At 51.0% G+C, this 20,478-nt stretch carries 17 protein-coding genes and 1 other RNA gene; 6 read left to right on the top strand and 12 right to left on the bottom strand.

The window, feature by feature from the left end:
* Nucleotides 1–31 precede the first annotated feature (31 nt).
* Nucleotides 32–1,423 carry an HD-GYP domain-containing protein gene (locus EHW56_RS06665; protein ID WP_152799326.1) on the top strand — a complete coding sequence of 464 codons (1,392 nt, stop codon included), beginning with the start codon at nucleotides 32–34 and terminating at the stop codon, nucleotides 1,421–1,423.
* 156 nt (nucleotides 1,424–1,579) lie between these two features.
* The gene (locus tag EHW56_RS06660; protein ID WP_077486604.1) at nucleotides 1,580–2,056 is read left to right on the top strand and encodes a Dps family protein; all 477 of its coding nucleotides are present in this window, start codon (nucleotides 1,580–1,582) and stop codon (nucleotides 2,054–2,056) included.
* Between the two features lie 55 nt (nucleotides 2,057–2,111).
* Here EHW56_RS06660 and EHW56_RS06655 read toward each other — a convergent pair whose 3' ends face one another.
* The 6 genes from EHW56_RS06655 to EHW56_RS06630 form a co-directional block, all read right to left on the bottom strand.
* Nucleotides 2,112–2,975, bottom strand: a complete 864-nt coding sequence (locus EHW56_RS06655; protein ID WP_152794747.1) for a DUF2861 family protein — start codon at nucleotides 2,973–2,975, stop codon at nucleotides 2,112–2,114.
* Nucleotides 2,972–3,616, bottom strand: coding sequence for a response regulator transcription factor (locus tag EHW56_RS06650; protein ID WP_077578529.1), 645 nt, complete (start codon nucleotides 3,614–3,616; stop codon nucleotides 2,972–2,974). Before EHW56_RS06650 ends, EHW56_RS06655 begins: the two co-directional genes overlap by 4 nt.
* Entirely contained in the window at nucleotides 3,613–5,031 is a 1,419-nt protein-coding gene (locus EHW56_RS06645; protein WP_227486497.1) for a DUF3404 domain-containing protein, read from the bottom strand. The genes EHW56_RS06650 and EHW56_RS06645 overlap by 4 nt, the downstream gene beginning before the upstream one ends.
* 171 nt (nucleotides 5,032–5,202) lie before the next feature.
* Nucleotides 5,203–5,299, bottom strand: an RNA gene (gene ffs, locus EHW56_RS06640) — signal recognition particle sRNA small type.
* Nucleotides 5,300–5,421: 122 nt separating this feature from the next.
* Nucleotides 5,422–6,153, bottom strand: coding sequence for a hypothetical protein (locus EHW56_RS06635; RefSeq protein ID WP_152799331.1), 732 nt, complete (start codon nucleotides 6,151–6,153; stop codon nucleotides 5,422–5,424).
* A 39-nt stretch (nucleotides 6,154–6,192) separates the two neighbouring features.
* On the bottom strand, nucleotides 6,193–6,612 hold the full coding sequence (locus tag EHW56_RS06630; RefSeq protein WP_046073620.1) for a YbaY family lipoprotein: 420 nt from the start codon (nucleotides 6,610–6,612) through the stop codon (nucleotides 6,193–6,195).
* A gap of 99 nt (nucleotides 6,613–6,711) precedes the next feature.
* Here EHW56_RS06630 and tesB point away from each other — a divergent pair, with 99 nt between their 5' ends.
* A complete protein-coding gene (gene tesB, locus EHW56_RS06625; protein ID WP_046073853.1) occupies nucleotides 6,712–7,575 on the top strand; it encodes an acyl-CoA thioesterase II in 864 nt (287 codons plus the stop codon).
* A gap of 89 nt (nucleotides 7,576–7,664) precedes the next feature.
* On the opposite strand, the gene EHW56_RS06620 is transcribed toward tesB, so the two are convergent.
* Genes EHW56_RS06620 through EHW56_RS06610 form a run of 3 tightly spaced genes read right to left on the bottom strand, consistent with a single transcriptional unit; the run spans nucleotide 7,665 to nucleotide 11,688 of the window.
* On the bottom strand, nucleotides 7,665–9,425 hold the full coding sequence (locus tag EHW56_RS06620; RefSeq protein ID WP_152799333.1) for an ABC transporter transmembrane domain-containing protein: 1,761 nt from the start codon (nucleotides 9,423–9,425) through the stop codon (nucleotides 7,665–7,667).
* A complete protein-coding gene (locus EHW56_RS06615; protein ID WP_152794737.1) occupies nucleotides 9,418–11,178 on the bottom strand; it encodes an ABC transporter transmembrane domain-containing protein in 1,761 nt (586 codons plus the stop codon). The genes EHW56_RS06620 and EHW56_RS06615 overlap by 8 nt, the downstream gene beginning before the upstream one ends.
* 42 nt (nucleotides 11,179–11,220) lie before the next feature.
* Nucleotides 11,221–11,688, bottom strand: a complete 468-nt coding sequence (locus EHW56_RS06610; protein WP_046073854.1) for an Lrp/AsnC family transcriptional regulator — start codon at nucleotides 11,686–11,688, stop codon at nucleotides 11,221–11,223.
* A 132-nt stretch (nucleotides 11,689–11,820) separates the two neighbouring features.
* Here EHW56_RS06610 and EHW56_RS06605 point away from each other — a divergent pair, with 132 nt between their 5' ends.
* Nucleotides 11,821–12,882, top strand: coding sequence for a PLP-dependent cysteine synthase family protein (locus EHW56_RS06605; protein WP_069588008.1), 1,062 nt, complete (start codon nucleotides 11,821–11,823; stop codon nucleotides 12,880–12,882).
* Nucleotides 12,883–13,030: 148 nt separating this feature from the next.
* On the opposite strand, the gene dbpA is transcribed toward EHW56_RS06605, so the two are convergent.
* Nucleotides 13,031–14,413 (bottom strand): ATP-dependent RNA helicase DbpA, encoded by a 1,383-nt coding sequence (dbpA, locus tag EHW56_RS06600; protein WP_152794734.1) that lies wholly within the window; start codon nucleotides 14,411–14,413, stop codon nucleotides 13,031–13,033.
* Between the two features lie 243 nt (nucleotides 14,414–14,656).
* On the opposite strand from dbpA, the gene EHW56_RS06595 reads away from it, so the two are divergent.
* Both EHW56_RS06595 and queC read left to right on the top strand, forming a co-directional pair.
* Nucleotides 14,657–15,088 carry an acyl-CoA thioesterase gene (locus EHW56_RS06595; RefSeq protein WP_370517139.1) on the top strand — a complete coding sequence of 144 codons (432 nt, stop codon included), beginning with the start codon at nucleotides 14,657–14,659 and terminating at the stop codon, nucleotides 15,086–15,088.
* A 180-nt stretch (nucleotides 15,089–15,268) separates the two neighbouring features.
* A complete protein-coding gene (gene queC, locus EHW56_RS06590; protein WP_152799335.1) occupies nucleotides 15,269–15,964 on the top strand; it encodes a 7-cyano-7-deazaguanine synthase QueC in 696 nt (231 codons plus the stop codon).
* A gap of 85 nt (nucleotides 15,965–16,049) precedes the next feature.
* Here queC and EHW56_RS06585 read toward each other — a convergent pair whose 3' ends face one another.
* A complete protein-coding gene (locus tag EHW56_RS06585) occupies nucleotides 16,050–19,199 on the bottom strand; it encodes a multidrug efflux RND transporter permease subunit (protein WP_152799337.1) in 3,150 nt (1,049 codons plus the stop codon).
* Nucleotides 19,199–20,320: an efflux RND transporter periplasmic adaptor subunit gene (locus EHW56_RS06580; RefSeq protein WP_046073633.1), complete on the bottom strand. Its 1,122-nt coding sequence runs from the start codon at nucleotides 20,318–20,320 to the stop codon at nucleotides 19,199–19,201. Before EHW56_RS06580 ends, EHW56_RS06585 begins: the two co-directional genes overlap by 1 nt.
* Between the last annotated feature and the right edge of the window lie 158 nt (nucleotides 20,321–20,478).

Here is a 20,478-nt window from a genome sequence, read left to right as displayed (position 1 = left end):
TCGCGATGAGTACAAAGGATAAGGAAATACGATGCACACCCAGGCCAGCAGCGCGACACAGTTGCAATTATCGGAGCTTATTCTGGCGTTAAGTACCGCGTTGGATATGACGGAGGGGCAACCTCCCGAACATTGTATGCGCTGCACGTGGTTAGGAATGAAACTCGCTGACGCCTTAGCGCTCGATGATCAACAACGTCATGATCTTTTCTATACGTTGCTGCTAAAAGATGCGGGCTGCAGCAGCAATGCGGCACGGATCTGTGAGCTTTACCTCACCAATGATTTAGCGTTTAAACAAAGCTACAAGGTAGTGGACGGTAGCTTGTCCAGCGTACTTAACTTTGTGTTAAAAAATACTGGGGTCAAACGCGGCTTCATGCAAAAACTCTCGACCACACTCGATATCATCCGCAACGGTGACATGTATGCGCAAGAGCTGATCGAAACGCGATGTACCCGTGGTGCCGATGTCGCACGCGATTTACGTTTTAGTGAAACCGTTGCTGAAGCCATCTATGCGCTGGATGAACACTATGATGGTGGTGGGCGTCCTGATCAGTTAAAGGCCGATCAGATCCCCTTTTTTTCGCGCATCGCATTGATGACGCAAGTCATTGATGTCTTCCGAACCGAGTCCGGTGTCGACGCCGCACTTCGCGAGCTAAAAAACCGTCGCGGCACCTGGTTTGATCCAACGCTGGTCGATACCTTTTTACAGATAGCGCGCGAGCCGCAGTTTTGGCAGCAACTGGACAGCCCCGCGTTAAAAAAAGACGTGCTGTCGATGACGCCGGCTGACACAAGTATTCCGGTCGATGATGACTACTTGGATGACATTGCAGCGGCTTTCGGGCGCATTGTTGATGCCAAAAGCCCTTTCACCTCCGGTCACAGCGAGCGCGTGGCCGTTTACGCCAGCTTAATTGCTGATGAGCTTGGTATCAGTGAACAGGAAAAAAAATGGCTAAAGCGTGGCGCGTTACTGCACGATATTGGCAAGCTCGGCGTAAGCAATGATGTGCTTGATAAACCGGGAAAATTGGATGAAGAGGAATGGGAGCATGTTAAACGCCATGCCGCACTGAGTAAAACCATCTTATCGAAAATCCACCAATTCGATCATCTTGCCAAGTTCGCCAGCGCCCATCACGAAAAGCTCGATGGTACTGGGTGCCCTGAGGGGATCAAAAGCGATGACATCTCTTTGCTCACTCGCATTATTACCACCGCTGATATTTTCGATGCCATCACTGCCGAGCGCCCCTATCGTGGCCCGATTCCGATGAACAAAGCCCTCTCTATCATGAAAGAAGAGACAGGCACAGCCATCGACGCGCAATGTTTACAAGCGCTAATGGCTGGCCTCGAGCGCCTGCCGGAGCATTTTATTGTTCATGACGATACCTCGATCACATCATAGGTCACACCTATCGCGTATATAGGTTAACTCCATTTTCTTTTTTTATATCGGGTAGTTACTCTATCCACATCGTTTGGAACGAACCGTTTCCAGTGCTTGGCACTCGCGATAAAGCGAAGGGTCGAACACATTGATTTGCCACTAAGGAGGCATTAAATGAGTAAGCAAGCAGCATTGATTGGACTAGACAGCAGCAAAGCCGAAGATCTAGGCGCGCGTTTGGATACGCTATTAGCGAACTACCAAGTGCTATACACCAATGTGCGTGGTTTTCACTGGAACATCAAAGGCAACGACTTTTTCGAGTTGCATACCAAATTTGAAGAGATTTACACCGATCTTCAAACCAAAATTGACGAAGTCGCCGAGCGCATTCTCACCATCGGTGGCACCGCCGAACATCGCTTCAGCGAGTACCTGAAGGTCAGTGAAATTAAAGAGCATGCACCCGAAGCAAATGGTCAAGCTGGTGTCCGTGCATTAGTCGAAGGCTTTAGTGTTCTGATTGGCCTACAACGCGATATCATGAACCTTGCCGGTGATGCGGGTGACGAAGGGACATCTGCACTGATGAGCGATTACATCCGCGAACAAGAAAAACTGATGTGGATGCTAAACGCTTACCTTAACTAATCATCAATCAATAAGATTTAGCAAAAGCCCGCGTAAATGCGGGCTTTTTTGTGGCTCATTCTTTATTCACTGTTCGAGGCAGCGGCAACGCTAATCGCTCAACATAGTTGACTTTAATGGCACCTTGATACTCAAAATGGCTGACAGTGACGCTTAAATGCTCAGCATTAACAAGTGATGAGGTGGGCAATTTTATCTTGGTTGGCGCGTGGGAGTTGTCTGCGCGGCCGGACAGATAAATCGGCGTTTGTTCGACCCAGCGATAGGCGTCATCAAGCCACAACCAGTGTGCAGCGGCTGGCGAACAACTCAAAGGCGTATCGGGCAAATCGATTGCGAGCTGTTGATCAGGATGGCCTATCAGTTTTACCCAAGGGCGGCGTGGCAGCCCATACACCACCAAACTATAATGCTGACCACCCATTTTTAACTCATAAATACCAGGAATAATTTGGGTAAATAGTTGCCCTGATTCTATTTCTTGATACCCGCTTTTCGCGTTCAAGATCTCATTGAGCACCGTTTGCCCGGTAGGATCAGTGAGGGTTAGCAAGGTATCACGCTCGACCTGCTCGGCAGAAAGCTTGATTTCATAGCCAAGACTTGAGGCGCCTGCCCGTCGTACAAATGCAATGGTTAACCCTTGAGGGATCCCTTTACCGTTGGGCTCAGTTAACTGTTGGCCACAATCCGTTTGATTGATGATCGCGTACTTGATCTTCGCCCAATGCTCAGTCGGTATCTGCTGCTGAGATAGCGCAAAAATAAGCTCTTGCCACGCCACCTTGGGCCTATCTGCGAGGAGTGCCTGATAGGTTTCCTGCATCGGTGTTTTTGGAAACCAAACTTGCTCAGCGCGGACACTGAAGCTGCATACCATGCATGCTATCACGAGTATGTGGTAGCCAAACCCGTTCATAGCACCACCAACCGATACCCGACACCGCGATGCGTCTCTATCGCTAAACCGGGCAACTTTTGTCGTAGTCGCAACACATGATTGTCAACCGTGCGCGTGGTAGGAAACGCCTGATATCCCCATATTTTATTGAGCAATTCTTCGCGATGAAAAACCCGCCCTTGGTTTTGTAACAGCAATAGCAATAAATCAAACTCTTTAGGCTTGAGCGTCACATCCTGGTCTTGCCAATACACATGACGGGATCCAGGTTCAACCTTGATCTGCCCGTATACGAGTTGGCTTTCTCCTAAGGGCCGTAATTGGGCATAGATACGCGCCAAGAGCTCCTGATGTGAAAAGGGTTTAACCACATAATCTTTGGCGCCGGCCATTAAGCCCTCAACCCGTTGCTCAACCTCAATTTTGGCTGTCAATACGATCACTGGCACTGCTTTTAAAGACAGCCAATGAGGCAGATGCGCTAAACTATCGCCATCGGCGAGCTGGCGGTCTAAAATCACCAAATCGGCATGAAACCAATGCTTATCCACCTTATTACTCTCTGCCAGCCAGGTGCATTCAAACCCTTGCTGTTCCAAAAACTGGCGTAAGCCTTCCCCTAATAAGGTGTCATCTTCAATCAACAATAGATGGCTCATTGCGGCAACTCCAGAATACAGCAGGTTGGGTGGCGCTTGATCACTAGCTTCCCCCCCATTTGACGCATTAAACGCGCCACTAAAAACAATCCAATCCCCATGTTTCTTTCTGACGGTGACGACTTATATCGCCGCCACAGCCTTTGCCACCAGGATGGAAAAACTCCGTTATCATACACACAAACTCGTACGCGCTTATCCACGCATACACGAAGCCAAATTTGATCACCGCCATGATGATGGGCATTTTGAATCAGGTTTTTCAAGCAGATGGATAACCAGTAGAAAGGCAACGTCAGTGTTTTATCTTGCTCAAGGGTGTAGTCAACCTCTAGGCAATCGCAAATATTATCCAGCCACTCCGATAAGGACGCAGTTTGTAACTTAAATTGCTCACGTTTATCGGTACTTAAATAGCCCTTACTGGTCTCTGTCAGCTGACTTAAGCGTTGATGATCCGCCAGTAATCGCCAAAGCACATCTTGCGTGCTGGGCTCAAGCAAATCGAACTGGCTGCGCAACATTTCCACCGTCATACCTAGGCTTGCGATCGGTGTTCTTAGCTCATGCGTCAGCAACTGGAGAATAAATTGGCGCTCACGGCGCTGCTGGTATCGATCGTATAGGCTACGCGCTAAACCAACTATTAGCGCACAAAAAACCGCTACCAACACCGCAATCATCACGCCACGATACGCCGGGTGGAGTTGATTACAAATATTTCCATAGCGGTAATCACACCCCGTCGTATTCGTCGATAAACTCAAACGATATTGCTCAGCAATTGGCGCCCATTGTTCATGAGATAGCGCCTTCCACCCTTCTTCGCCGTTAAGCCACAGGCGCCCGCCATCTAAATACGCACGGTAACCACTGAGTAACGCATCTCGGCCTGCCTGACTGAGGACATTCAGTGCAGCATGTAGAGGGTGCTTTTCGTTGGCTAAGGTAAAACGTTGTACCAGCTCAGGTGACGGCGTGGCGATACCACGCGCTGACACATAACGTTCAGCATAACTTCCACCGGCAGGATGGAGTAGCGGGTTTTGCTCAAACCACTCAATGGGTAAAGGCTCATCACGGCACAAAGCCAATTCAAAACGCTGGGCGGCTAACAAAAGGGGGGACACGATACTGGGGCTCGGCTGGCACGTTTGCACCACTTGGTGTAGTGCGTTTAAGTCCTGCCAGTTAACATTCTCGAAATCAGGGTACTGCGACTGACTGACCAACAAAGCCTGCGGATAGGCATTTAATGCCGGCTGAGCAACCATCAAGGTGCCCGTTTGCCAGGCCTTATCATAAAACCCTTTCAGTTGCGTGTGCAGCTCACTGGCCACCGTTTGGCTGCTGAGTAAAGCCAACAATAACGCTGCTAACGCTCGAAACACCACTTTGCCACCCTTATGGACCATCACACTTACGCTACCAGCGCTAATGATTAAATCATAGCTAAGCGGTAAGGGGCTGTGTCACCCGAGTGTCAACATTGTGAGGAGGCCAAGACGCTATGTGGTCATACGAACAACGAAAGATATCGGTGGTTAATGAATGAGGCGATTTTCATGGCGCAGAAAGGGCGGAGACCTCCCCAGCTACATCCCGGCACACACGTCCCAAGCGCGGGCTGCTTCCTTCCGGACCTGACCCAGTACACAAGATAGTGTTGCGGGAGAACCAAGGAGGCCTCCATCGATATGTCGTTAAGCTTGCTTAACTGCGGGGCATTATGTGGCAAGGCTGGATGCAATGCAAGGAGGATTCATGACCTCATTCGTTAACTGTTTATCTTCTAGGCAATTTTCCTACTGATCGTCCGGCTCTTCCAATAGCAAATACTCACCAACCCAAATCGCCGCAAGCATGGTGGCCCACGCGACTAATAGCGACAGCGTGAGTTGTCCAGGGGTAATCCATGTAATCACCAAAAACGGAATACTCGGGATAAGATGCAAGGCAAGGTGACGTGAGCGAGCAAATTGTGGTGTGAACCCCACCCACTGTAACAACCAAATAATCATCACCGTTGTCGCACTCCATAACGCAGCAGGCCAGCCACTCACCGCCACTAATACAGGCAGTAACAGCCAGGCCCCGCGATGGGGAGGCTGATAACCTGGCCAATATCTGATCGCAAGCCATAACCCCACGAGTGCTAGCGTTTGCAGCGCGAGAGTACTCGGTGAGCCACCCAATTTAGCTTCAGATTGCAAAGCCATCATCCCCGCGAACATGGCAACCATCACCGCACCGAGTAATAGCTTGACGTGTGGATGTCGGTCGGGATTGAACCAGAGAGACAAAGCCGGCAAAAGCAATAGCGTGCTCGCGGCTAACAGCGCAGGGAGATGTGGCAAGGTAAAGGCAAAAATCGCCATCGCTAGCGCTAAGCACCAACTCGAGAATTTATCTGGATAGAAAAAGAATAAAGCAGACGCGCCAATCGCTAGACTATTCAGGGAAAACGTGGCGCTAATCCCCGCGACAGCGATAACCGTCAGCACCAACACGGGCCAGAGAAACAGTGAGATTCGCATGCACACTCCTTGTGCGGATATCTCTCACCAGTGTAGCGATCAATGCCCCGCGCGCACCAGTGTTAGCGTTGGATCATAGGTATGATTCGTATCCGTGATCACTTTATTGACCGTATTGGTAATAAACAGAGGCCGATCACTCACATCGATCTGGGCGGTGATCACATAATCGTGCGTCGTCGTAATTTGGCTCGGATCATAGTTGAGGGAAAAATGCAGAGGCGCTTGTTGCCCCTCCGTCACGAAAGACTGTCGACTGATCACTTTGCCTGGCGCATCGATGTTTTTAATCTCTACCAAGCGCACTGTCACACTGGCATTTTCGGGCAACGCAAGGCGTTCTCGATACACCAAGCTACCAGAAACATTTGCTAAATCATTAGGTTGGCTATTTCCAGAACAAGCAGTAAACACCAAAGCAGTGAATAAGGCGAACAATAGAAACGTTAGTTTCTTCATTAAAGAATCCTCACTGAAGCACGTTCAAATGCGGCAAAAACGCTAAGGTTATGATAGCTTGAACAATAACAATGGAAGCATAGCATGAATCAAGGACTTATGAGCCAACCACTGAAAGAACTCTTACAGCTGCTAGAGCTTGAGCGACTAGACACTGGCCTGTACCGCGGTCAAAGTGAGAACCTTGGACTGCCCCAAGTGTATGGTGGGCAAGTGATTGGACAGGCCTTATCGGCCTCCAAAACCTCGGTTGACCCTGATCGCTTTTTGCATTCATTCCATAGCTATTTTCTGCGCCCAGGCGATCCTGAGCAGCCGATCATCTATGATGTTGAGATACTCAGAGACGGAAAAAGTTTCAGCACACGGCGAATAAAAGCCGTGCAGTACGGCAAACCTATTTTTTATCTCACCGCCTCTTATCAAGAAGAGGAAGAAAGCTTCGAGCATCAAAACACCATGCCGACAGACGTGCCAGCGCCCGAGACCTTGCGCTCTGAGCAGTCACTTGTCAATGATATCGCTCACAAGCTTCCCCCTAATGTGGTCAAAGCCTTTGGGGGTGACAAGCCGATTGAAGTGCGGCCTGCCACAGTGATCAACCCACTTAAACCCCATTCCGCGCCGGCTAAGCAATATCTGTGGATCCGCGCCAATGGTGAAGTCGGCGACGATTTTCATGTCCACCAGTATTTACTCGGCTATGCCGCCGATTGGGGCTTTTTGGTCACGGCGTTGCAGCCTCACGCAGTGACGCTGCTTACGCCGGGCATGAAAGTGGCCACCATTGATCACTCCATGTGGTTCCACCGCCCGTTTAGAATGGATGAGTGGCTGCTGTTTGCGATTGAAAGCCCGTCCGCCAGTGGCGCGCGTGGCTTTGTACGCGGCGAACTTTTTAATCAGCAAGGCGACCTTGTTGCTTCAGCGACCCAAGAAGGTTTGATGCGTAAACTCTCCTAACCATCAACGTCTCGAGCGTGAGCGAGTCTGAGCAGCACAAAAAAGGGGCATTGCGCCCCTTTTTATCTGTTTCACTCATGGCTGGACTGCTACACCTGCGCCTCTTCCTCTAGTGCGGCTAAATGCGCGCTGGCTTGCTGAAGTTGATACATCTGCCAATAACGGCCTTGCTGACGCAGCAGGCTTTGATGACGCCCTTGCTCAATCACGCGGCCACGATGCAAGACGAGGATGTTATCGGCCTCGGCAATGGTCGATAAGCGGTGCGCAATCACCACCACCGTCATCTGTTGGCGTAACCGATTCAGCGCCTGTTGCACAAGTTCTTCAGTACCGGAGTCGATATTGGCGGTGGCTTCATCAAGGATCAGAATTTTCGGCTGACGCACCAACACGCGCGCCAGAGCCAACAGCTGGCGCTGACCGGCAGAAAAGGTCATCCCGCCCTCACCAAATAAGGTATCCAGCCCCGCTGGCAACCCTTTCACGTAATCTGCCAGCGCCACTTGTTCGAGCGCATACCAGATTTTTTCATCGTCCAGCGTCTGCCCCAGCGCGATGTTTTCTCGCAAACTCCCCGTCAGCATGTGCGGATCTTGTTGCACCATGGCAACGCCCTCACGCAAGCTTTGATGACTCAAGCTTTCGATCGGTAATCCACCCAGCGTCAGCGTCCCCTCACCTGCGCGATAAAATCCCATCAGTAACGACGCCAAAGTTGATTTACCGCTGCCCGTATGTCCCACCAACGCCAGAAAGCCGCCCGCAGGGACGTCTGCATTCACGTCTGACAACACCGGTGTTTCACCATCATAGGAAAACGACACATTCTGCAGTGCAATGGCACCATCAGGGATCGGCGTGGTGTCATGACCATATTGCTCAGGCGGCGTATCCATCATTTCGAAAAGCCGCTCACCGGCCGAGATAGCCTGCTGAAGCAGTGACAGTTGCTGCATCATTTCAATCAGTGGCTCGGTGATCCGCCCCAAATAGCTTAAAAAGGCATATAGCACCCCAACACCAATCACTGCTGTGCCGCTAAAACCGAAGATCGCCACCAAAGACAGCAACGCGGCCCCTGCCAATAAATCAATCAAAGGGCGAAGATAGATCCCGTTAAGGCGCTGAATAGTCACCATGGCATCTAAGTGATCCGCAGTCATATCACTGAATCGCGAGGAGAACGCCCGCTCTTGCTGCATCAACTGGATCAAATTCATGCCGAGCACAGATTCGTTCATTACCCCGTTGATGTCTGCTAGCCGATCTCGTGCCCGACGATACGCAGGCGCTGAACGTTTTTGATAGCGCGCCATCACCAGCACCACACACGGCAGTAGCACCAGCACCACCATTGTCAGTTGCACACTGAGCATTAGCATCGCCACCAGCATCACACCAATTAGCGCTATGTTACGTAAAAAGGTAGAAAGCACCGACACATACAGCTCTTTCAACGACTCGGTGTCGTTAGTTAAGCGCGATACAATGCGTCCCATTGGCACATAATCAAAGGCTGACAGAGGCTGTTTAATCACATTGGCGAACACCGCTTTACGAATACGTTGAATGATGGCCACCGCCATGGTGTTAAAACGCAGCTCGTACTGATACTGAAAGCCCGCGGAAACAATGGTCGATACGATATAGCCCACCGCCAGTGCCCACATAATCACCGCCGGATAATGGTCTTTGGCGACATAATTATCGAGAAAGATTTGCACTAAATAAGGCCCCGTCACTTCGGCCACAGCCGCCACCAGCAAGAAAACCGTGGCAATCACGAATTGACGCCTGTCGCGGCGCATGTAGCTTAGCAATCGAAATAAGATCTCTCGCTTAGTCATGGCGCGGCTCCTCATCGGCTTCCAATGCCGCTTCCAGCTGCTGATATTGGTGCATTTCTTGATACCATCCTGGCTGTTGAATCAATTGGCGATGCTGGCCACGCTCTCGGATTTGCCCATGAGTGAGCACCACAATTTCATCGGCGTTTTCAAGTGCCGATAAGCGGTGGGCTATCACAATCGTGGTACGGGTGTGCTGATGCTGTTGCAGGTTCTGCAAAATGCGGTGCTCGGTGTCACCATCAACGGCTGACAAAGCATCATCCAAAATCAAGCACTCCGCTTCCACCAATAAAGCGCGAGCAATCGAAATACGCTGCTTTTGACCACCAGATAAGGTGATCCCTTTTTCACCCACCGCGGTTTCATACCCGTGCGGCAGCTGACGGATGTCTTCATCAATGCAGGCAAGTGTCGCCGCCTGTTCGATTTCCGCTTGGGTCGCATCCGGACGACCAAGGGCGATGTTTTCCGCAATCGAGCGCGAAAACAAAAACGGCGTTTGCGTCACCACCGCGAAACGTTGTCGCCATGACGACAAGTCAGCCTCCGCTATCGACACATCACCATAGCGAATATCACCCTTTTCAAGCTGGGTCAGATGAAGTAGCAATTGCAATAAGGTTGATTTACCACTGCCGACTGGGCCGGCAATCCCCAGCATGGCCCCAGGCGGAAGCGTCACATGGATATCTTTGAGGGCAAAACTGTCATCCGGTTGCCACTTAAACTGCTCAATGGCCAGCGTCAACGGCTGCATGGTGTTAGGCAGCGGCGTGTCACCGCCAACAATATCCGGCTGCTCTTGCAGTAACGCATCAATCCGCGTCCAAGCGGCGCGCCCACGCTCAATAATATTAAATAGCCACGCCACCGCGAGCATCGGCCAAATCATCAAGCCTTGATACAAGGTAAATGCGGTAAGATCCCCAAGCGAAATATCACCAGTGGCGACCATGTAGCCGCCGCCAGACACGGTTAGGAAAAACGAAGCGCCAATGGTGCCTTGGATCACCGGCGAAAACAGCGCATCAACCCGTGCCACCGCGAGGTTTTTCTCCCCAGTACGATCGGCAACTTGATTAAACTGATTCATCTGGTGCTGCTCTAAGCCGAATGCACGTACCATACGCACTGCTGACAGTGAGGACTGACTCACCTCTGAAAGCTCAGAAAACGCCGCTTGCGATTCGGTAAAGGTATGGTGCAAACGACGGCCAAAGCGATTGACCAGCACCGCCATCACCGGCATCGGTAACAGCGCTAAAAGCGTCAGCTGCCAGCTAATTTGGCTTACCATCACAATGAGCACAGCAACGCCTGTGATAATGGAATCCCCGGCAGTCAGGACCCCTTCACCGGCCGTCATTACCACTGCTTTCACATCATTGGTGGAACGCGCCATGATATCGCCACTCGGATAGCGACGGAAAAAATGCGGGGATTGACGGGTAAAGTGATCATAAAGCCGATTGCGCAGCACAGTGCCCAGCTCAGCCGCGGCACCAAATAGCCAGACTCGCCACACAATACGTAGCAGATATACCACTACCCAAATGGCCAGCATGCCTGCCAGTAGCCACATCAGTAGCTCAGTGGAAATCTCGCCCGCGACCACGCCATCAACCACATGGCCCACGGCCATCGGCGGGATCAGCTCGAAGACAGAGACAAATACTAAAATAATCATGGCGCCGAGATAACGACGCCATTCACGTTTAAAAAACCAGCCTAACTGCCAAAACACCTTCATGAGGTCTCCTTTTTATCCCCGCCTTTTTATCATCACAACGACCTATCGGATCGGTAAGGCGGTGGTGTACTTAAGCGCTTCCATGGCGAATGTTGATGTCACATTATTCAGACTTGGCACAGAATTGACCAGCTTTTTATAAAAATGATCAAATCGAGTCATATCAGCCACCTGCACCTTCATCATGTAATCATATTCTCCCGCCATACGGTAGAATTCCATCACCTCAGGGAACTCGGTCACCACCTCGGTAAAGGTCTTGTACCACTGCTCACTGTGGTCATTGGTTTTGATATGGACGAAGGCGGTAAATGCGAGGCCAACGGTTTCGGGGTCAAGCAATGCCACCCGCCCACGGATCACCCCTTGTGATTCCAGCCGTTTTAGCCGCTTCCAACAGGGAGTCGTGGTTAAATTCACCCGTTCGGCCAACGCTGCCACAGACCAGTTGGCATCTTCCTGCAGCGCCGCGAGTAAAGTGCGATCTATCTCATCTAAAGTGATAGTCATAAAATTTTTTTCCATTAAGTATTATATGGGAGTTTATTTTTCTATTTAGGTGGCATTATAGAGCAAAAATAGCAAGGTTTTTATCCCACTCTTTACATAAACTGGTGCTAATTACGCATTCGGAGACGCATGATGACAACCTCACATCCTTGCCATACTTGGGTCGGTAACGCGATTCGCCTCATTGAAGCCGACTTTAAACGCTCTGCAGATACCCATTTAATTAAGCTCGATCTCCCTAGCTTTACGGACATTGATATCTATCTGAAAGACGAAAGCACTCACCCAACCGGCAGCTTGAAGCACCGCTTGGCGCGTTCTTTGTTTTTGTACGGCTTATGTAATGGTTGGATTGATGAGCACACTACCATCATTGAAAGCTCATCGGGCAGCACCGCCATTTCCGAAGCGTATTTTGCCCGTTTGCTTGGTTTACGTTTTATTGCCGTAGTGCCCAAAAACACCGCGTGTAAGAAGATTGAGCAAATCCGTTTTTATGGCGGTGAAGCGCACTTTGTCGAGCGGTCAGATCAGATCTATGCCGAGTCTCGTCGCCTTGCTAAAGAGCTCAATGGCCATTACATGGACCAATTTACCTATGCCGAGCGCGCGACCGATTGGCGTAGCAATAACAACATTGCCAACCGCATATTTGATCAAATGCAGTACGAGCGCTTTCCGATCCCTCGCTGGATTGTGATGAGCCCGGGCACCGGTGGCACCTCAGCGACCATTGGCCGCTACATTCGCTATCGCTGCCAACCGACTCAGCTGATGGTGGCCGATGCTGAACATTCGGTGTTTCACGATTACTACCTCACTGGCGACAGTGCATTAACCACCGATAAAAGCAGTCGCATTGAAGGGATTGGACGGCCACGTGTCGAGCCCAGCTTTATTCCCGGCGTGATTGATAGAATGACCACAGTGCCGGACACTCACAGTATCGCCACCATTCACTGGCTAGAAAGCCAACTTGGCCGCAAAGCCGGCGCGTCCACCGGTACCAACCTGTACGGCGTCTTGATGCTAGCAAATGAAATGCGCGCCAACGGCGAAAAAGGCTCTATTGTCACCTTGCTATGTGACAGCGGCGAGCGCTACCTAGACACCTATTACAACCCTGATTGGGTACGCGAGCACATTGGGGATCTCGACCAAGCGACCCATGATTTGCAGACCTTGTTGGGTTAACGCATCATCGTCTATACAGCGTTTGATAAACAGGCGCATTCATATATAAATCAGGCGTAGGAAGTGCGGATAGATGGCTTTGTCACGACTTCTGTTCAGGGTTCGAGTTTTGTATGCGTTCCCACGCAGGAGCGTGGGAACGAGTAAACTAAATCCGACGAGCGCGAATAGTGCGTCCTTTAACTTTTCCATCATTGAGTTTACGCAACGCGGCTTTAACGCAGGATTGGGACACAGCAATAAACGCCACATTGTCGAGCACATTGATTTTTCCGACCTGCTTACCGTCAATGCCCGCTTGACCAGTCAGCGCGCCCAAAATGTCGCCCGCGCGCACTTTTTGCTTTTTACCTGAGTCAATCATCAAGGTTGCCATCTCAGGTTGATAAGGCGCAGTGTCGAGCAAGTGCTGCGGCGGGAGGGCTTCGGGGAGAAAATCACGATCATATTGATCGCCAATCATCGCCAGCTTATAGTGCTCGGCATCGTTATATAGCGAACACGCCACCCCTTTTTTGCCAGCGCGACCGGTACGGCCGACGCGGTGTACATGAGTTTGCGGATCGTGGGCGAGTTGATAGTTGATCACCATATCCATGTCATCAATGTCTAAGCCTCGCGCAGCCACATCAGTGGCCACCAGCACGGACGCACTTTTGTTGGCAAATTTTACCAAGGTGCGCTCACGGCCACGCTGTTCAATATCACCATGCAAAGCAACGGCGCTAAAACCATCATCTTCTAGGTTATCGCAAACTTGTTGTGTTTGAGCTTTGGTCGTACAGAACACCACACAGCTTTGCGGCTGAAAATGTAATAACAGTAGCTTTAACGCTTGATAACGCTGATTGTTGTCATCGACTTTATAAACGTGTTGCGTGATTGTACTTTGCGTTTGCACCTCATCCACTTTAACGGAGACAGGATGGCTCAGCACTCGCTGGGCAATCGCATTGATCGAGCGCGGGAAGGTAGCGCTAAATAACAAGGTTTGGCGATGAGCAGGAACACTCGCAATGATAGCATCCAAGGTATCTTGGAAGCCCATATCCAGCATCTGGTCGGCTTCATCCAACACCAAGGTCTCAACATCATCAAGGCGCAAGGTGCCTTTGCGTAAATGGTCATCCACACGCCCTGGAGTGCCGACAATAATGTGTGCACCATGCTCCAATGAGCCAATTTGTGGGCCAATCGATACGCCGCCACACAGCGTCAGTACTTTGACATTATGACGACCACGCGCCAACTTACGCATCTCAACCGCCACTTGCTCGGCCAGCTCACGGGTTGGACACAGCACCAAAGATTGCACGCGAAAACGTTTCACGTTCAGTTTGGCTAACACGCCCAGGCTAAACGCCGCCGTTTTCCCCGAGCCGGTTTTTGCTTGGGCAATAATATCTTTCCCACTAAGCACAGACGGTAAGCTCTGCGCCTGAATGGGCGTCATGTGCGTATAACCCAAGGTTGCTAAGTTATCGAGTAAATCAGCAGGTAACGCAAGCGAGGAAAAAGCGGTATCAGTCAAAGTCGTATCCACAGCAAAAGTAAATCATGCCGCGCCCAAGCACGGCCAAAGGGTGCGTATCATACCAGAGTCTTATTGCTGCCACATTAATCGATTAGCGTCACACATCCTGATAACCACTTTGTCGACTCATGTGTTTTGTTACGTCATTGTTAGACAAAGATCCGTATTTATACCTGCGCGACTTGTCTTGTGATTGGGCTTGGTGTGCAATCAAGGCACACAATTAAGGAGGATTGTCTTGTGGCAAATATCCCAGTAGAAAACTACCCGCTCTCTCATACGCAGGCGATTGTCTGGAACGACATGGATGCCATGCAACACATCAATAACACCGTGTACTTTCGCTATTTTGAAGATGTGCGCGTGGTGATGCTTGAAAAACTGGAAGTATTCGAGCTAGCCAAACGGCTGCATGTAGGCCCCGTGGTCGCCTCAACCCGCTGCGATTATCGCGCCCCTTTAGTGTATCCAGATACCATCACCACCGTCGCTTGGGTCGAGGATATTCAAGAAAAGCGCTATGCGATGAAGTATGAAATCTACAGTCACAATCAAGAGCGCTGTGTGGCCGAGGGCGAGGCCTTGATTGTCTATTGCGATTTTAAAACCGGTAAAAGCTGCCCCATCCCAGCCGAGACGCTCGAAGGGTTAAAAGCCTTTGTGGCGAAATAGTAAGCATAGAGACAAGCACTGCGCGTTGCCTGATGCGCAGTCAGCCGTTGAGCCATTGGGACATTTGTTCCTTGGCATCATGATGACTCAAAAGCTTCTGGCTTGCTGTCGATACCGCACAGGGGTACCATCCGTGCTCTGTGTAACACTGGGTAAGTAGCACCGCCAAAGGACAAACCAATGAAAAAAGCCGTTGTGGTATTTAGCGGAGGACAGGATTCAACCACCTGTTTGATTCAAGCGCAGGCAGAGTACGACGAAGTGCATTGCCTCACGTTCGACTATAACCAGCGCCACAAGCAAGAAATTGATGTTGCCCGTGAGATTGCTGCAAACCGCAGCGTCAGTGCGCACAAGGTACTGGATGTTGGTTTGCTCAATGAATTGGCGATTAGCTCGCTCACACGCGACAATATTCCTGTTTCCAATGCACTGAACGAAAACGGCCTGCCCAATTCCTTTGTGCCGGGTCGTAATATCTTGTTTTTGACTTTGGCGGGCATTTACGCCTATCAAATTGGCGCTGAGGCGGTGATCACCGGTGTCTGCGAAACTGACTTTTCTGGCTACCCAGATTGTCGTAACGATTTTATTCAATCAATGCAGCAAGCCCTTGAGCGCGGCATGGATAGAAAACTCGCGTTAGTCACACCACTGATGTGGCTGAATAAAGCCGAGACTTGGGCACTGGCCGACCAGTATCACGCTCTCGATTTTGTACGCGACCACACCCTAACCTGTTATAACGGTATTAAAGGCACTGGCTGTGGTGAGTGTCCAGCCTGCCACTTGCGTCAGCGTGGCTTAGATGACTACCTCGCCAACCAAGCGGACGTACAAGCCGCACTGCAACGCAAACAAGCCGAAAACGCGTAATAGCGGGTACACACTGGCAGCGACAAGAAATAAAAAACCGCCTCACTATGAAGAGGCGGTTTTTGTATCGAGAATACAACAGCGGTTATTTATGCGGCTCATCATGCGGGTGGGTATCAAACTCACCATGACTGGTCCGATGCACAGTTTCTACCGCGAGCGCTTTGTCCAATTGCTGCGCCACATACTCAGGCGAGTGAGTATGAATGGAGAGCAGACGATACATCGCCGGGATCACCAACAAGGTAACAAAGGTCGCAAAGGCCATACCGGTGAAGATCACCGTCCCAACCGCGATACGACTTTCGGCTCCCGCCCCGGTTGACAGGATCAGCGGGATCATCCCTGCCAAGGTGGTAAACGCCGTCATCAGAATCGGTCGCAAGCGACGGACTGACGCATCGATAATCGCTTTATCAAATGCAATGCCACGGTCACGCAATTGGTTGGCAAACTCCACGATTAAGATACCGTTTTTGGTCACCATCCCAATCAGCATGATCAAACCAATTTGGCTGTAGATATTGATCCCTTGGTTGGTCAGCCACAGGCCTAAAAAGCCACCTAGCATCCCCATGGGCACCGTCAACATCACCACCAAGGGGTTGATAAAGCTTTCAAATTGCGCCGCTAACACCAAGTAAGACACCAAGAGCGCTAAACCGAACACCACCAGCACACTGGTTTGGTTGTCACGAAAATCTTTCGACTCCCCTGAATAGCCCACCGAGATATCGGCCGGCAGGTTCTCAGCCGCGATTTTATCGAGATAATCGAGTGCTTGACCCAGTGTCACATCCTCGCCTAAATGCGCCGATAAGGTGATCGACTTTTGCTTGTTGGTATGGCTTAAACGCTGCGCGGACGCTGTTTCTTCCACCGTGGTCACTGCATCCAGCGAGACTAACTTGCCGCTGCGGCTACGCATATAAATACGGGTAAGATCCCCTTTGCTGCTAAAGGCCTTTTCATCGCCGCGTACATACACATCGTATTCTTCACCACGATCCACATAGCTGGTCTGGGCCCGGCCACCAAGCATCACCTCTAAGGTATCGGAAACATCCCGCACCGAAATCCCAAGTTTAGAGGCGCGACGACGGTCAACTTTCACTACCAGCTCAGGGGTGTTTTGGTTGTAGTCGTAATCCGGGCTGTCAATCACACCCGCCTCGCGGCCCATTTCGCCCAATTTCTCCGCCCAGCGATGAAGTTCAGGATAGTCTGGACCACTTAACACAAACTGCACGGGCTCTGAACTGCCGCCCCCAAAGCCAGGCGCAAACGGGAACACTTGCACATCTGGCACACCATTTAACACCTGCCGGACTTCCGCCAAGATATCTTGTGCGGAGCGGTCGCGCTCATCCCAATCCGGCAATAGCATGATCACGAAGCCTGTTTGATCCCCAGCTCGGCCACCAAACGCTGGTGTTTGTAAGCTAACCGAGCTCAGAGTACCCGCATCGACCAAGGGCATTAAGCGCTGCTCAATTTGCTCGATATTGCCCACCATACGGTTGTACGCCGTGCCTTCCGCACCACGGACAAACGCCAGCAGCACCCCGCGATCTTCTTGTGGCACTAATTGCGACGGTAAGTGTTGCATCAGCACGCCACTGCCGCCAATACAGAGCAAGATAACCACAGGCGCAATCCAACGCCAACGCAGGACATGTGCCAGCACTCGGCGATAGTAGCTTTCAAGCACATCAAACCCACGGGTGATCACGCGGTTTACAGGACTAGATGCCACATTTAAGCGCAGCAATTTACTGCCAAGCACCGGCGTAAGCGTCAACGCTATTAAGGACGAACAGAGCACGGTGACGGCGAGCATCACTGCAAACTCGGTGAACAACTTACCAATCATGCCATCCATGTAGGTAATGGGGAGGAACACCATCACCAACACCGCGGTGGTGGCGATCACTGCAAAACCCACCTCCCGTGCGCCACGGTAAGCGGCCACCAAGGGTTTATCGCCTTGTTGTAAGTGGTGGAAGATATTTTCGACCACCACAATGGCATCATCCACCACGAGACCTATCGCGAGAATAAGCGCCATTAAGGTCAGCAAGTTAATCGAAAAGCCCATCGCTGAGGCAACGATAAAGGCGGAAATCAAGGATACCGGCACAGTCACAGCAGGGATCAAGGTGGCGCGCGCTTGGCCGATAAAGATATACAGCACTAATACCACCAGCGCCCCAGTGATAAAGAGGGTGCTATACACTTCCTCAATCGAGCGCTCAATAAATACCGTAGTATCGTAATCCACCCAAAGACGCGTACCTTCGGGCAGGAAGGTCTGCATCTCATCGACAAGCTTATGAGCGCGGTCAGAAATATCGAGCGGATTGGCATCAGATTGTGGGATCAGCGCCAAACTTAAATTATTGATACCATTGTTTTTATAGGTGGCATCTTCGTTGCGTGAGCCAATGGCCACCTCCGCCACATCCGACAAATAAATCGCAGTGCCGTTCGCCGTGGTGCGTACCACCAGCTGTTTAAAGTCCTCTGCGTCACGATATAAACGATCGCTACGCACTGGCATGGTCATCACGTCATTGCGAATTTCCCCGCCCGGACTCTCTAAGTTTTCATCCCGCAATGCGTCAAGAATATCTTGGGTGGTGACACCGTGCCCCGCCATTTGGGTGGGATCCAGCTTCACATACATCACTTTATACAGCGCGCCGTATAAATCGACCGAGCTCACCCCAGAGATCAAGCTGAATCTATCTTCCAGCGTACGTTGGGCGTATTCCGTCAGTTGGTTGCGGTCCATCTCTGACGAGGCCAAGTTGATATAAACCGCCGCTTCACCGGTGCCGTTGTCTTTGTACACAATCGGATCATTGGCATCATCAGGCAGTCCCCCTTGCGCGCGCGCCACGGCATCACGCACATCACTCACCCCCTCGGTCAGCGGGTGATCGAGTTTAAATTCCACCGTGATCCGTGATGAGCCATTGCGGCTGACCGAGGTGATCTCTTCAATGCCGCTAATGCCGGAAAGCTCATCCTCAATCAACTGCGTGACTTGGCTTTCCATAATGCTGGCCGAGGCGCCAGAATATCCGGTGTAAATACTCACCACCGGGCTATCGATATCAGGCATCTCACGCACGGGCAAGGTCGAGAAAGAAACCGCGCCAAAGACACATAACAACAAGCTCAATACGATCGCCATCACTGGCCGTTTCACCGAGACATCAGACAACCACATTAGCTGGCCTCCGTCTCAGACACGGTATCATCGATACGGCTTTGGTCATCTTCTGGATTTTTCGGTGCTTCCGCATTTAATACAGACACTTGCGCCCCATCGCGCATATTCACCAAACCTTGCACCACAATATGCTGACCGGGTTCAAGTCCTTTACTCACCACCACTTGGTTATCAATCCTCGCGCCAAGGGTAATTTCAGTACGATGGGCAATGCCTTCGTCATCAACGCGGAAGACATAGCGACGCGTACCGGAATACTGCAGAGCTTGCACAGGCACAATCACCGCTTGCTGCTCCGGCAAGGTCAGTTTCGCCTCCATCAGCATGCCGGGCTGCAATTGGCGTTCAGGGTTATCCAGCGCCACACGAACACTGACTGATAGCGCGTCTTTATCCACCCGAGAGTCCACCACGCTCACCGTGCCGGTAAAGGCATCATCGGGATACGCTTGCGACGTGACCGCCACTGGCATATTGGGATAAAGCAGTCCGACGTATTGCTCTGGCACCTGAATATCAAGGTTCATGCGTGACAGGTTGTCGAGACTAAAAAGCGTTTCGCCCACATCCACGCGCTGGCCGACGCTTAAATCAAACAAACCAATGCGACCGGAAAAAGGCGCGATTAAACGATGATCATCTAAATCAGATTGCGCCGATTGCAAACGGGCCTTGGCAATATTGACACTGGCTTGCTGCGCATCCAACTCGGTTTGTGTTAAGGCACCACGTTGCGCCAGCTTGGTGTACTCCTTTAGCTTGCGCTGCTCATCATTGAGATAAGCCGACGCTTCCAACACCGCAGCTTGGGCTTTGGCGCGATTAAAGGTCACCAAAGGCGCCCCTTTTTCAACCGTCTCGCCCGGTTTTACATGCACAGTTTCAATGCGCGCCGAGACTTCTGACTCAATATCAATCTGCTGATGGGCTTTAACATTGCCCACCAATGACAACGACGGCGCAATCGGTTTGGTTTCCACTTGTGCCGTCATCACATCCACAGATCGTGCCCCCGGTGGTGGCGCAGAGGCCTCCTCGCTCGAGGGCTGGATATCGCCCCACTTCCAGAACGCGACGCCCGCCAATACCACGACGCCCAATAGCATCCACTTTTTCATTGCCATGTACCTTATATGTTGGATAGCACCAGTGTACTGATCTGCTTTTTTTTGTCCTTAAAGAATTGTAAAGACAGTATTTTTAACGTTATTTCATAGCGTTTTGCGATAAAGCGAGACGAGAATAAGACTGTTAACATGCGGGCAGGTTTCAAAAA

The organism is Salinivibrio sp. VGrn1 (genome assembly GCF_009377995.1).
Classification (GTDB): Bacteria; Pseudomonadota; Gammaproteobacteria; order Enterobacterales; family Vibrionaceae; genus Salinivibrio; species Salinivibrio siamensis.
The sequence above is the reverse complement of the archived record's forward strand: the minus strand, read 5'-3'. Positions and strand labels throughout refer to the sequence as shown.

What these genes read in the sequence shown, in the direction of transcription:
- EHW56_RS06665 (WP_152799326.1), top strand. Translation starts at nt 32, where the DNA reads ATGCACACCCAGGCCAGCAGCGCGACACAGTTGCAATTATCGGAGCTT.
- EHW56_RS06660 (WP_077486604.1), top strand. Translation starts at nt 1,580, where the DNA reads ATGAGTAAGCAAGCAGCATTGATTGGACTAGACAGCAGCAAAGCCGAA.
- EHW56_RS06655 (WP_152794747.1), bottom strand. Translation starts at nt 2,975, where the DNA reads ATGAACGGGTTTGGCTACCACATACTCGTGATAGCATGCATGGTATGC.
- EHW56_RS06650 (WP_077578529.1), bottom strand. Translation starts at nt 3,616, where the DNA reads ATGAGCCATCTATTGTTGATTGAAGATGACACCTTATTAGGGGAAGGC.
- EHW56_RS06645 (WP_227486497.1), bottom strand. Translation starts at nt 5,031, where the DNA reads ATGGTCCATAAGGGTGGCAAAGTGGTGTTTCGAGCGTTAGCAGCGTTA.
- EHW56_RS06635 (WP_152799331.1), bottom strand. Translation starts at nt 6,153, where the DNA reads ATGCGAATCTCACTGTTTCTCTGGCCCGTGTTGGTGCTGACGGTTATC.
- EHW56_RS06630 (WP_046073620.1), bottom strand. Translation starts at nt 6,612, where the DNA reads ATGAAGAAACTAACGTTTCTATTGTTCGCCTTATTCACTGCTTTGGTG.
- tesB (WP_046073853.1), top strand. Translation starts at nt 6,712, where the DNA reads ATGAGCCAACCACTGAAAGAACTCTTACAGCTGCTAGAGCTTGAGCGA.
- EHW56_RS06620 (WP_152799333.1), bottom strand. Translation starts at nt 9,425, where the DNA reads ATGACTAAGCGAGAGATCTTATTTCGATTGCTAAGCTACATGCGCCGC.
- EHW56_RS06615 (WP_152794737.1), bottom strand. Translation starts at nt 11,178, where the DNA reads ATGAAGGTGTTTTGGCAGTTAGGCTGGTTTTTTAAACGTGAATGGCGT.
- EHW56_RS06610 (WP_046073854.1), bottom strand. Translation starts at nt 11,688, where the DNA reads ATGACTATCACTTTAGATGAGATAGATCGCACTTTACTCGCGGCGCTG.
- EHW56_RS06605 (WP_069588008.1), top strand. Translation starts at nt 11,821, where the DNA reads ATGACAACCTCACATCCTTGCCATACTTGGGTCGGTAACGCGATTCGC.
- queC (WP_152799335.1), top strand. Translation starts at nt 15,269, where the DNA reads ATGAAAAAAGCCGTTGTGGTATTTAGCGGAGGACAGGATTCAACCACC.
- EHW56_RS06585 (WP_152799337.1), bottom strand. Translation starts at nt 19,199, where the DNA reads ATGTGGTTGTCTGATGTCTCGGTGAAACGGCCAGTGATGGCGATCGTA.
- EHW56_RS06580 (WP_046073633.1), bottom strand. Translation starts at nt 20,320, where the DNA reads ATGAAAAAGTGGATGCTATTGGGCGTCGTGGTATTGGCGGGCGTCGCG.